A 12,060-nucleotide genomic window follows, 5' to 3' on the forward strand; every position below is an offset into this window, starting at 1 on the left:
ATCGCGCCACGGGCGTGCCCGCAGGCGGCACTCGGGAGCGCGGTCCGCACCGACGCGCAGCGCCGGCCGTCCGGCCGCCGGCCGCGCCGCCCGCTCGAGCCGGCGGCCGTCAGCCGCCGGCCATCGGCGGATGGAGCTCCACCCGGGCGCCGTCGGGAATGGCGGCACTGCCGCGGACGGCGGTGCCGCCCACGACCGCGACGTAGGGGCCGGGCGGCAGTCCGAGTGCCGACACCAGCGACGTCACCGTGGCATCGCCCGGCACGTCGACCGGGCCACGCCCGCCGGGCAGGCGGGGGATCTGCCCGGCGAGCGGGCCCTTGAGGACCACCTCGACGGTGGTCACCAGCCGTCGGCCGGACCGTAGGCCTGCTCGACCAGCCCGGCGACTCCGAGCGCCTCGAGCCGCCGGCGCGGCACCTGCAGGCTCAACTGCACGAACCCGGGGAGCCGGCCGATCTCGACCGCGCCCGCGATCGTGCCGCGGTTGCGGACCTCGTGCACGCTCAGGTCCAGCAGCCGGGCCGCGCGTTCGACCGCGTTGTCGACAGCGGCGTTGACGAACGGTCCCGAACCCAGCACCTGGATGGGCAGGACCGCTCCCTCCAGCACCGTCGCGTTGGCGTCGGCCAGTTGCCGGGCGCGCTCGACCTCGTCGGCGGCGAAGGGGCGGGCCAGGAAGGGCAGGTCCTCCACCGGCGGCAGCAGCAACGGCCCGTCCAGGGTCAGGCCCTTCACGACCTCGACACGAACCACCAGCCGCGCCCCGATGTCGGTGGTGTGCACCGCGATCTCGCCGTCGCCGATCATCGCGTGGACGTCGCCGGCGTAGATCCCGGCGCCGTCGACCTTGACGGGCACGACCACCGTCGCGCCCTCGCGGACCGAGTCGACGTCCATGTGCACGTCGGTGCGGGCCTCGAGTTGCTCCTCGGTGACGGCGAACTCGTGCTCGGCCCCGACCAGGAAGGCCCCGAAGTCGCCGCAGTTGTGCGAACTGGGCAGGTCGATCGCCGGGATGGAGCCGAGGTTGCCCGCCGAGATGCGACACCGCGTCATCGTGCCGACGAGGTCCGCCTTGGCGAGGACCGTGATCGGGTGCTGCGCCGCGTTGTCGGGCAGGCCCACCCACGCGCGCCCGTCGCCGGCGATCTCCTCCGCCCGCTGGCCGGTGACGGTGACCCCGATCGCCTGGTCGTCGTCGAAGACCATCGTGTAGCCCTCGATCATGCGAAACGGGATCACCTCGCCGTGGCAGGCCGAGCACCGCACCGCGGCGTGCCCGAGACCGTCGAGGTAGGTGTCGGGGTACAGGAAGTGACGGCCCTCGTCGCGGCACGTCGGACAGATCCCGGCGACGAACGGATCCGACAGGAACCGGCCGTCCCAGCCCTCGTGCGTGCCCGAGGTCGTGGCGCGCGAGACCTGCTCCAGCCGCTCGACGTGCAGGGCCACGGCGTCACCGACCTCGGCGCCCTCGACCCGCACCGGCAGGGTGACCTCGTGGCCGCTGCGGATCGACGGGGTGATCATGGGCCCCCAGCAGCCGGGGACCGTGAGGTACTCGATCCGGCCACCGTCGCGGACCGGGCCCAGCATCTCGTTGCTCGGACCGACGACGTCGGTGTAGCGATCGACCAGGACGTGGTCGAGGGCCTCCTGGCGGCCCGTCTCCATGGTGGTCATCGTTCGCCCTCCCGGCGGCGGCCGAGCCGCGCGACCGTCTCCTCGACGTCCATGCCGTGCAGGCGCAGCAGGTTCTCGCCGAGGATCTTGCGCTTGGCCTGTTCGGTGAGCTGCGGGTAGCCGTAGCCCTCGACGAGGTCGTCGGGGATCTGAAAGTCCCAGAACGCCTCGAGTGCCCACTGCGGATGGAAGATCGGCGCCTCGCTGCCGTAGACGATCTTGTCCTCGCCGGCCCAGAACAACAGCTTGCCGAGCACCTCGGCGAACTGCCGTGGCGCCCGGACGATGAAGTCGATCGTCGCCGCCAGTGACGCGTACAGGTTGGGATGCCGGATCAGCTGCCAGCAGGTCTCGTCGAGGAAGGGCAGCCCGACGTGGAAGATGACGAAGTCGATGTCGGGGAACGCGGCGGCGGCGCCGTCCATGTCCCACGTCTGGGTGTGCTCGATGGGCTGCGGTCCGAGTGGCACGCCCTTGTGGACCCCGATCAGGTGGATCCCGAGCTCGCGGGCCTTCTCGAACACCGGGAACGCGACCACCGGGTCGTCCATCCGCCACGGCACCGGCCGGCCGTAGTCGTAGCGGGTGTTGTAGAACTTGAAGGCCCTCGCGCCGTAGCGCTCGACCTGTTCCTCCATCTCGTCGAGCGCCTTGCGGCCCTCCATCGGGTTGACGGTGCCCCAGAAGACGATCCGTTCCGGATCGCGCTGAGCGAGCTCGGCGCACTCCTGCCACGGCGACAGCCCGTCCCGGAACAGGTCCGTCAGCGGCAACGGCATCGACACCAGCATGTCCGTGTCGGACTGGTCGAAGACCATCTCGCGGATCTCGCCGATGTCCCACTGCTTGAGCCACTCCTCCGGCGGCAGGACGGTCTGGCCCTCCGGTGTCAGAGTCGCGTGGAAGGCGTACAGGTGCTGGCCGAACGCCTCGCCGGCGGAGCCGAGGGCGTTCTTGGGGTCGGCGTTGAAGGGGTGGGCCACCCCGTCGAACACGAAGGCGTCACCGATCATGGTCGGCTCCTGGCTCGGAGTTCGTCGCGGCGAGGAAGGCGTCGCGGTCGCCGACCTCGACGGGTTCGGGCAGGAAGCGCAGCGCCGCGCGGGCCGCCGGCGAGAGACGGTCGCCGGACCAGGCCGTGTCGAGGGTGATCCGCACCGCCGCGTCCGCGACCCCAGGCACCGTCCGCACCGCGGCGGTGATCTCGTCCAGCAAATCCACCTGGAACGGGCACCAGCCGCTGGTCAGCACGATCTCCACGTCGGCGTTGCCCTGGCCGTCGACGCGGACGTCGTCGACCAGCCCCATGTCGACCACCGAGATGCCGCGGTCCCGGCAGCACGGATCGACGACCCCACGCAACGACTCGACGATGGCCTCGGGTACCGACGCCACGGCGACCTCCCGTCCGACCGGCCGGCGCACGGCGCCGTCCGATCCGCTCCCGAGGTCAGCCAACGCGGCGGGACCCCTTCCCGCAACGACGGGGTTTTCATATCCTGAACGCCGGGTCGAGCGGGAGGCGGGATCGTGGAGCCGCCGTCGGATCTCATCCAGAGCGTGTCGCGGGCGCTGCGGATCCTGGAGGCCGTTGGCGCCTCGCCCGGTGGCTGCAACCCGAAGGTGGTCGCGCGGCGCTGCGACCTGCACCTGTCGACCACCTACCACCTGCTGCGGACCCTGGCCTACGAGGGCTACCTGGCGCGAACGTCCGAAGGCGACTACCGGCTGGGGCTGGAGATCTCGGACCGGTTCCGCGACCTGCAGGCCAGCCTCACCCGGCCGCCACGCGTCGCCGCGGTGCTGCGCCACCTGGCCGACACCACCGGCCACAGCGCCTACCTCGCCCGGTTCGTCGACGACCGGGTCGCCATCGCCGGGGTGGTCGAGGCCGCCGGCTCACCGCACCTCGAGGACCTCATCCCCGGTTTCGACGAAGCCCCGCACGCCACCGCGCTGGGCAAGGCGCTGCTGTCGCGGCTGCCGTCGCGTCGTCGTCACGATCTCGTGCGGGGGGCCGGGATGCGGCCGTTCACGTCACGCACCATCCGCGACCTCGCCGCACTGGACGCGGAACTGGCCGGCACGGATGTCGACACGGTGTTCGTCGAGCACGGCCAGTTCCGCGGCGGCGTGTCGTGCGCGGCGATGCTGGTGCCCACCGCCGACCCGGAGGACCCCTGGTGGGCGATCGCGGTCAGCGCGGCGTCACCGACCTTCGCCGGCCGGCGCGAGCGGCTGGCCGCGGGCCTGCGCGTGGCCGCGGGCGATCTCGCGGCCTGAGAAGCCCCCGTCGCCGGTCAGACGTCCGGGTGCCCGAGCAGCGCCAGGACCTCGTCGTGGACGCGCCCGTTGGAGTACAGCACCGGACCGCCGTGGTCGAGACGCGGCGCGCCGTGCAGGTCGGTGCAGCGTCCGCCTGCCCCGGCCACGATGGCCGCGAACGCGGCGAAGTCCCACGGCCCGCCGCGCACGTGCAGGCAGGCGAGCGCCTCGCCGGCCGCGACCCGCAGGGCCCCGTGGACCGGCCCGTCGAGGTGGCCCGCGCCGCCCGCGAGCGTCGCGAGCGCCGCCGCGTGCGCGGGTGACAACGACGCACGGGACGGCAGCGACGTGACCGGACCCGGCAGGCCGCCCGCGGCCACGGCCAGTTGACGGGCCACCATGGGCGGTCCCGACCGGGACGTCGTGGGTGACGCCGGCGGCAGGTCGGCGACCTCGGCGGGATGCTCCGGCCCGCCCCACCAGCGGCGCCCGAGTCCCGGGCTCGTGCTGATCCCGTAGGTCACCACCCCGTCGACGACCAGCGCGATCTCCGTCGCCCAGCCCGGGCGGCCGCGCACGAAGTGCACCGTGCCGTCGATGCCGTCGACGACCCAGGTCCGCCGTGCTGCCCCGACCGCCCCGATCTCCTCGCCGAGGACGGCGTCGCCGGGCCGTGCGTCGGCCAGAGCCGCCAGGATGGTGCGCTCGACCTGCAGGTCCGTCGCGGTCACCGGGCTGCCGTCGGCCTTGGTCTCGTGACTGAGCGTCGCGCCCGTGAAGGCGGCGGCGGTCACCGCGTCGGCGAGGTCGGCGAGGTGGTGTGCCAGCCCGACGTCGTCAGCCGTCGCCATCCCGGCTCCCCTCGTGAGCGGCGTCCTCGGCGTCCTCGGCGTACTCGGCGTCCGCGTCGCCACGGTTGGTGCGTACGACGTACGTGGCGATGCCCAGCAGCAGCCCGGCGACGAGGATGCCGGGCACACCGACGCGGTCGGTGACCGCCTGGAACCAGCGGCTCTCCCGCGAGGTCGGGTCGGCGAGGACCATCCCGACGAAGGCGGCGGCCGTCAGGGTCGACACGGCCGTGACCGCCCGCGCCCAGGGCCCGCGCAGCCCGTGCCGCTCGCCGATGACGCGTCCGGCCTTGACGATGCGGCGGACCCGCACGATCCGCAGGGCGCCGAACACCCGTAGCAGCCGGAGCAGTTGCACCGGCCCCACGGCGAAGACGACCGCCGGGATCACGGCCAGGGTCAGCGCCACCAGCCACCGGTTGCGTCGCAGCCAGGCCCGCTTGTCGCCGGCGACGGCCAACAGCACCACCGTCTCGGCCACCAGCACCGCACCGGAAAGGGTGTTGAGGGTCGAACCCGCCGTGGCCAGCGGTTCTCCCAGCAGGGTCAGGAAGGTCGCGGGCACCGACGCCAGCGCCGCGACCAGCACCGGCACCGCCAACCGCTCGGCGAGGCGGTCGGCGCGGTCCGAGCGGTCGGCGCAGGTGTCGGTCACGTGGGTGACGCTACCGTCCGCTCATTCCGACCCGGCGGCGGCGTGGTCGGCGCCGACCGCGCCGGGCTCCCAACCACGCGGCAGGGCACGGGTGGCCGGGAAGAGCAGGTCGATGAACTTCTCCGCCGTCGGCTGCGGCTCGTGGTTGGCCAGCCCAGGGCGCTCGTTGGCCTCGATGAACACGTACTCGTCGCGGCTCACGTCCGGGACCAGCAGGTCCAGCCCCACCACCGGGATGTCGAGCTTCTGGCTCGCCCGCACGGCGGCCTCCGCCAGCGCCGGATGCAGCCGCTGCGTGACGTCGTGGATGGTGCCGCCCGTGTGGAGGTTGGCGGTGCGGCGGACCTCCAGTTCCTCGCCCTCGGGTAGCACGTCGTCGAGGGCGTAGCCGTTGTCGATGCAGGCCTTCTCCGTGACCTCGTCCATCGGGATGGCCGACTCACCGCCGGTCGCCGCCGAGCGGCGCCGTGACGTGGACTCGATCAGCTCGCGCACGCTGTGCTCGCCGGTCCCGATCACGGTCGCCGGTCGCCGGATGGCCGCCGCGACGACGTGGTGGCCGATCACCACGATGCGCAGGTCCTGCCCGCTGACGCACTCCTCGAGCAGCACGTTGGGGCAGTACGTCTCCGCGCGGCGGATCGCCTCGCGCAGCTCGTCGACGCTCGTCACGCCGACGGTGATGCCCTGTCCCTGCTCCCCGCGAGCCGGCTTGACCACCAGCTCGCCGAGCTCCTCGAGCAGGACCTCGTCCTCGGTGTCGCCGCTGGCGAGGGCACCGCGCGGGACGCGCAGGCCCGCCTCGGCCAGCAGCCGGTTCGTCAACCGTTTGTCGTCGCACTTGCTCATGGCGACGGCGGTGGTGAGCTCGGACAGCGATTCGCGGGTCTGCACGCTTCGCCCGCCGTGGGTGAGCTGCAGCAGCCCGCTCTCCGCGTCCAGCACCTCGACGGAGATGCCGCGACGCAGCGCCTCGTCGGCGATGATCCGGGCGTAGGGGTTGAGGTCGTCGAGTCGCTCGGCCGGCGCCGCCGCGAACAGCCGCTCGTTGATGGGGTTCTTGCGCTTGACGCAGAACACCGGCACGCGGACGAAACCGAGCTTCTCGTACAGGCCGATCGCCGGTTCGTTGTCGTGGACGACCGACAGGTCGAGGTAGGCCCGCCCGCGCGCCTTGAAGCGGTCGAGCAGCGTGCCGACCAGCGCCTTGCCGACGCCGGGCCGTGTCGTCTGGGGATCGACGGCCAGGCACCACAGGCTGGTGCCGTCCTCGGGGTCGTTGAAGGCGAGGCGGTGGTCCACGCCGGTCACGGTGCCGATGACCTCGCCCGTGTCGGCGTCCTCGGCGACGAGGTAGGTGAAGGTGGCCGTGCGCTGGTTCGCCCACAACACCTCGGCCGGTGCGGTCACCATGCCGGCCGCCGTGTAGATCCGGTTGACCGCGTCGGCGTCGCTCTGCGAGCGCATGTCCCGCACGATGACGCCGCGGACCGGATCGCGGGCGGCCCGGTGCTGGTGCAGCCACATCCGGTAGGTGTGGCTCGGGTCGATGAACAGCTCCTGCGGCGCGCGGGCGACCAGGACGTGGGGCTCGCGCACGTACAGGCAGATGTCGCGGCGGCCCGCCTCCTCCTCGGAGACGGTCTTGACCAGGTCGTCGTGCGTGGCGAAGGTCTGGCCGAAGATCAGCCGGCCCCAGCCGCACTCCAGGGCGACGTCGGGGACGAGGTCCGTCGTCAGGTGGGGCGGGCGCACGTCCCAGGAACGCGTCGACAGGCGTGACCCGTGGCTGGGCTTGGAGGCGTCTCGGACGTGCCCGCGGGCAGCCCGCACACCCCGCTGGGACTGCGGGTTCACCGGATCTCCTCCACGTCGATGCCGGTCGTCGCCGTCCGGGTCACGGACGGACGTCATGGGTCTGCAGCCACCGTTCGAGCAGCGCGAGCTGCCACAGCTTGTTGCCACGCAGCGGCGTGAGCTGGCCGTTGGGGTCACCCAACAGCTGCTGCACCGCCTCGGGCCGGAACAGCCCACGCTCGCGGGCCTCCGGTGCGTGCAGGGCGTCGCGCACCAGGTCCAGGTACGGGCCCTGCAGGTACTTCAGCGCCGGCACCGGGAAGTACCCCTTCGGCCGGTCGATCACCTCGTTCGGGATGACGCGCCGGGCGGCCTCCTTGAGCACGCCCTTGCCCTCCTGGGCGAGCTTGAGCTCGGGCGGGATCCGGGCGGCGACCTCCAGCACCTCGTGGTCCAGGAACGGCACCCGGGCCTCCAGGCCCCACGCCATCGTCATGTTGTCGACCCGCTTCACCGGGTCGTCGACCAGCATGATCTGCGAGTCCAGCCGCAACGCCATGTCCGTGGCGGTCTGCGCACCGGCCGTGGCGAAGTGCTCGGCGACGAAGCGGCGCGAGACGTCCTCGTCGACGAGGTGGTCGGGCGCGACCAGCGCGGCCATCTCCTCGTGCGGGCGGTCGAAGAACGCCTGGGCGTAGCGTTCGACGGCGGCCGCCACGAGCCGCTCGCGGTCGGCCTCGCCGAGTTCGTCGGTCAGCGCCTGCATCGGCGGGTACCAGTGGTAGCCGGCGAACACCTCGTCGGCGCCCTGGCCGGACTGCACGACCTTGACGTGCTGGCTGACCTCCTGGCTGAGCAGGTAGAAGGCCACGGCGTCGTGGCTGACCATCGGTTCGCTCATGGCGTGGATGGCCTGGTCCAACGCCGGCAGCATGCGCTCGGTGTCGATGCGCAGGCGGTGGTGATTGGTCTCGAAGTGCTCCGCGATGACGTCGGAGTACTTGAACTCGTCGCCTTCCTCACCGCCGAACGACTCGAACCCGATGGAGAAGGTGTTGAGGCCCTTCTGACCGGCCTCCGCGAGCAGGCCGACGACCAGCGACGAGTCGAGTCCGCCCGAGAGCAGCACCCCGACCGGCACGTCGGCGACCAGGCGCCACTGCACGGCGCTGCGCATCGCGTCGAGGACCGCGTCCTCCCAGTCGTGCGCCGTCCAGTCGGCACGGTCGGGGTCGCGCGTGAAGTTGGGCCGCCAGTACTCGGTCGTCGTCCGCGACCCGTCGGCCTCGATGGCGATGGTCGTCGCCGGCGGCACCTTGCGCACGCCGTTGAGGATCGTGCGCGGCGCCGGCACGACCGAGTGCCAGGTGAGGTAGTGGTGCAGGGCCACCGGATCGATCGAGGTGTCCACGCCCCCACCGGCGACCAGCGCCGGCAGGCTGGAGGCGAACCGCAGGCGCGACGGTTCGTCGACGACGTACAGCGGCTTGATACCGAACCGGTCCCGACCGATGAAGGTGCGGCCGGTGCCCCGCTCGTGGATGACGAAGGCGAACATGCCCTGCAGGCGGTCGACGAAGCGGTCGCCCCAGGCGTGGTAGGCCTTGAGGACCACCTCGGTGTCGGAGGTGGAGAAGAACTCGTAGCCCTCGGCCTGCAGTTCCTCGCGCAGCGGCTGGTAGTTGTAGATGCAGCCGTTGAAGACGAGCGTGAGGCCGAGCCGCGCGTCGTGCATCGGCTGGTTGCCGCACGAGGACAGGTCGATGATCGACAGGCGTCGGTGTCCCATCGCGATCGGGCCCGCCGACCAGATGCCTTCGCCGTCCGGTCCGCGCGAGATCATCCGTCCGGTCATCCGGTAGACGGCACCGACGTCCGGCGTCGCACCGTCGAATCGGAGTTCACCGCTGAAACCGCACATGTCGGGGGGTTCCTTCGTGTCCGTTTGGCAGCATGCGTGGTGGCCGCAGGGGCGGGTGGCGTAGCGGGGCCGCACCCCTCGGTGGCCGCCACACGCCCGGCCGCGACGGCCACCTCGACGTTGCCCCGAGCCTGTCGAGTGCCGCGGGACCCCTCAACCTCCGGGCACTGACCGATCGGGCAGCCTCACCGTTTGCGGGTCCACCCGGACAGGCGGCCCGCCGGCCGGCGACGCGGCCGGTCCTGCTCGTCAGGGGTCACACGACACGGGTGCCGTACGTCTCGCCGAGTCAGGAGTGCGCTGGTGCCGCGTCGCAGCGCTGCTCGAGCCAGGCGGCCGCACGCTGCCAGAGCGGCTCGTCCGGGTCGATGACCGCCATGTGCTCGCAGGTGTCCACGAGCAGTTCGACCTCGTCCCCGACGGCGGTGACGGCCGCGGCGTAGGCCTCGGACTGTGCCAGCGGCACACTGTCGTCGTCCTCGCCGTGGACGAGCAGGACCGGCACGCCGTGGCCGACCAGCTGCACGGGGTCGGCGAGGTCCCAGCGCTCGGGCACGTCCGAGGACGCGCCGCCCAGCAGGTCGGCCATCGCGCCGCTGCCCATGCCGTCGCGCTCGCCGCGCCGCAGGTCCGCGACCGGTGCCAGTCCGACGGCGACGGTCGGGACCAGCCGGGGGGCGGCACCGACCGCACCCGCGGGTAGCCGTGATCGGCCGGCGAGCCACAGCGCGAGGTGGCCACCGGCGGAGTGGCCGACCACCGCGACGCGGGTGAGGTCCAGCGGCGCGTCGAGGTCGGCCAGCGCGTCGACGGCCGCCGCCACGTCCAGGAGTGTGTTCGGCCAACCGCCGCGGTCCTCGTCGGGGATCACCCGGTCGGGAGGGGGCACCCGCCGGTACTCCACGTTCCAGACCGCGAACCCGCGCCTGGCCAGGTCGCGCGCGAGCGGCTCGGTCAGGTCGCGGACGTACTGGTGGCGCCAGAAGCCGCCGTGGACGAGCACGACGACCGGCCAGCCGGTCTCGGGCAGGTCCCCGTCCGGCAACCACAGGTCGGCGACCTGGTCGGTGGCGGGGCCGTAGCGCTCGGTTCGCACGGCAGCGGGTCCTTCCGGCGGCGTCGGGGCGCGCACGCTACTCGCCTACGCTCCTCGCCCCACCCGTCGTCCGCCGAAGGCCCATGCCGTGGAGCACGCCGCCCTCTCGCCCGAGCGTCGTCACCGCGACCTCGCACGCCTGCGCGCCGAGACGTTCGACCTCGTCGTCATCGGCGGTGGGGTGACCGGCGCGGGGATCGCCCTGGACGCCGCGACGCGTGGGCTGACCGTGGCGCTCCTCGAGCAGCGCGACCTCGCCGCGGGCACGTCCAGCCGCTCCTCGAAGCTCATCCACGGCGGTCTGCGCTACCTCGAGCAGCTGAACTTCGGGCTCGTGCGGGAGGCGCTGCGCGAACGTGGCCTGCTCCTGAACGAGCTGGCACCGCACCTCGTGCGCCCGGTGTCGTTCCTCTATCCCCTGCAGCACGCGGTCTGGGAGCGCGGCTACGTGGCCGCCGGGGTCACGCTCTACGACACCCTGGGCGGGGCGCGACAGCTGCCACGCCACCAGCACCTGTCGCGCCGTGGCGCGCTGCGGCTGGCGCCGGCGCTGCGTGGCGACGCGCTCGTGGGCGCGGTGCGCTACTGGGACGCGCAGGTCGACGACGCCCGCCACACCATGGAGGTCGCGCGCACCGCCGCCGCCTACGGGGCGGCGGTGCTCACCTCGACCCGGGTCACCGGCCTGCTCCGCGAGGGCGAACGGGTCGTCGGCGTGCAGGCCCGCGACCAGGAAGGCGGCGAGGACCTGCAGGTGCGGGGCCGGCAGGTCGTCAACGCGACCGGCGTGTGGGCCGACCGGATCCAGGAGATGGCCGGCCGAGGGCGGATCCGCGTGCGCGCGTCCAAGGGGATCCACCTCGTCGTACCGAAGGACCGCATCCACGCGGACACCGGGCTGATCCTGCGCACGGAGACCAGCGTGCTGTTCGTGATCCCGTGGGGCCGGCACTGGCTCATCGGCACCACCGACACGGAATGGGACCTCGACCTCGCCCACCCGGCCGCGTCGGCACGCGACATCCAGTATCTGCTCGACCGCGTCAACAAGGTGCTGCGCACCCCGCTGACCCACGCCGACGTGGAAGGCGTCCAGGCCGGCCTGCGTCCGCTGCTGTTCGGCGAGTCGGAGGCCACCAGCCAACTCTCGCGCGAGCACGCCGTGGCCCAGACCGTCGCGGGCCTGATCACCATCGCCGGCGGCAAGTACACGACCTACCGCGTGATGGCCAAGGACGCCGTCGACGCGGCGGCACGCAACCTGCGCCAGCGGGTGCCGCCGAGCGTCACCGACCGCACGCCGTTGCTGGGCGCGCAGGGCTGGCACGCATTGTGGAACCGGCGCCACCGGCTCGCCGACGAGGTCGGCCTGCACCCGAGTCGCATCGAGCACCTGCTGTCCCGGTACGGCGCACGCGTCGAGGAGCTGCTCGATCTGCTCGCCGACCGCCCGGAGCTCGGCGCCCGCATCGCCGGCGCCGAGGACTACCTCAAGGTCGAGGCGGTCCATGCCGCCAGCCATGAAGGTGCGCTGCACCTCGACGACCTGCTCACCCGGCGCACCCGGATCTCGATCGAGACCTTCGACCGCGGCCTGGCCGCGGCGACGGACGTCGCCCCGCTGATGGGCGAGGTACTGGGCTGGGACGAGGACGACATCGCCCGGGAGATCGAGCACTACGAGGCACGGGTGGCGGCCGAGGTGGAGTCGCAACGGATGCCGGACGACCGCACCGCCGACGCCGCCCGCATGGGCGCCCGCGACGTTCGGGTCGGCGGCGCCGGCTGA

The 12,060-nt window shown here is 72.7% G+C and carries 11 protein-coding genes; 2 read left to right on the plus strand and 9 right to left on the minus strand.

Annotation, left to right across the window (positions count from 1 at the left end; genetic code table 11):
* Positions 1–109: 109 nt before the first annotated feature.
* Genes ACERM0_RS04780 through ACERM0_RS04795 form a run of 4 tightly spaced genes read right to left on the minus strand, consistent with a single transcriptional unit; the run spans position 110 to position 3,081 of the window.
* A complete protein-coding gene (locus tag ACERM0_RS04780; RefSeq protein ID WP_373677372.1) occupies positions 110–346 on the minus strand; it encodes a hypothetical protein in 237 nt (78 codons plus the stop codon).
* Positions 343–1,686 (minus strand): acetamidase/formamidase family protein, encoded by a 1,344-nt coding sequence (locus ACERM0_RS04785; protein ID WP_373677373.1) that lies wholly within the window; start codon positions 1,684–1,686, stop codon positions 343–345. The genes ACERM0_RS04780 and ACERM0_RS04785 overlap by 4 nt, the downstream gene beginning before the upstream one ends.
* Positions 1,683–2,699 (minus strand): amidohydrolase family protein, encoded by a 1,017-nt coding sequence (locus ACERM0_RS04790; RefSeq protein WP_373677374.1) that lies wholly within the window; start codon positions 2,697–2,699, stop codon positions 1,683–1,685. The genes ACERM0_RS04785 and ACERM0_RS04790 overlap by 4 nt, the downstream gene beginning before the upstream one ends.
* On the minus strand, positions 2,689–3,081 hold the full coding sequence (locus ACERM0_RS04795) for a metal-sulfur cluster assembly factor (protein ID WP_373677375.1): 393 nt from the start codon (positions 3,079–3,081) through the stop codon (positions 2,689–2,691). The genes ACERM0_RS04790 and ACERM0_RS04795 overlap by 11 nt, the downstream gene beginning before the upstream one ends.
* 135 nt (positions 3,082–3,216) lie before the next feature.
* Here ACERM0_RS04795 and ACERM0_RS04800 point away from each other — a divergent pair, with 135 nt between their 5' ends.
* Positions 3,217–3,969 carry an IclR family transcriptional regulator gene (locus ACERM0_RS04800; RefSeq protein WP_373677376.1) on the plus strand — a complete coding sequence of 251 codons (753 nt, stop codon included), beginning with the start codon at positions 3,217–3,219 and terminating at the stop codon, positions 3,967–3,969.
* Between the two features lie 17 nt (positions 3,970–3,986).
* Here the strand turns inward: ACERM0_RS04800 and ACERM0_RS04805 are convergent, their stop codons facing one another.
* The 5 genes from ACERM0_RS04805 to ACERM0_RS04825 all read right to left on the minus strand — a co-directional run bounded on the left by ACERM0_RS04805 (position 3,987) and on the right by ACERM0_RS04825 (position 10,271).
* Positions 3,987–4,802: an inositol monophosphatase gene (locus tag ACERM0_RS04805; protein WP_373677377.1), complete on the minus strand. Its 816-nt coding sequence runs from the start codon at positions 4,800–4,802 to the stop codon at positions 3,987–3,989.
* Complete coding sequence (locus tag ACERM0_RS04810) at positions 4,789–5,457, minus strand: hypothetical protein (protein WP_373677378.1); 669 nt, start codon at positions 5,455–5,457, stop codon at positions 4,789–4,791. The genes ACERM0_RS04805 and ACERM0_RS04810 overlap by 14 nt, the downstream gene beginning before the upstream one ends.
* 21 nt (positions 5,458–5,478) lie before the next feature.
* Entirely contained in the window at positions 5,479–7,371 is a 1,893-nt protein-coding gene (gene ngg, locus ACERM0_RS04815; RefSeq protein ID WP_373677379.1) for an N-acetylglutaminylglutamine synthetase, read from the minus strand.
* A complete protein-coding gene (locus ACERM0_RS04820; RefSeq protein WP_373677380.1) occupies positions 7,355–9,175 on the minus strand; it encodes an N-acetylglutaminylglutamine amidotransferase in 1,821 nt (606 codons plus the stop codon). The genes ngg and ACERM0_RS04820 overlap by 17 nt, the downstream gene beginning before the upstream one ends.
* A 289-nt stretch (positions 9,176–9,464) precedes the next feature.
* A complete protein-coding gene (locus ACERM0_RS04825) occupies positions 9,465–10,271 on the minus strand; it encodes an alpha/beta hydrolase family protein (protein WP_373677381.1) in 807 nt (268 codons plus the stop codon).
* 88 nt (positions 10,272–10,359) lie between these two features.
* On the opposite strand from ACERM0_RS04825, the gene ACERM0_RS04830 reads away from it, so the two are divergent.
* A complete protein-coding gene (locus ACERM0_RS04830) occupies positions 10,360–12,060 on the plus strand; it encodes an FAD-dependent oxidoreductase (protein ID WP_373677382.1) in 1,701 nt (566 codons plus the stop codon).

Origin of the sequence: Egicoccus sp. AB-alg2 (genome assembly GCF_041821065.1) — a bacterium.
In the GTDB taxonomy this organism is placed as follows: domain Bacteria; phylum Actinomycetota; class Nitriliruptoria; order Nitriliruptorales; family Nitriliruptoraceae; genus Egicoccus.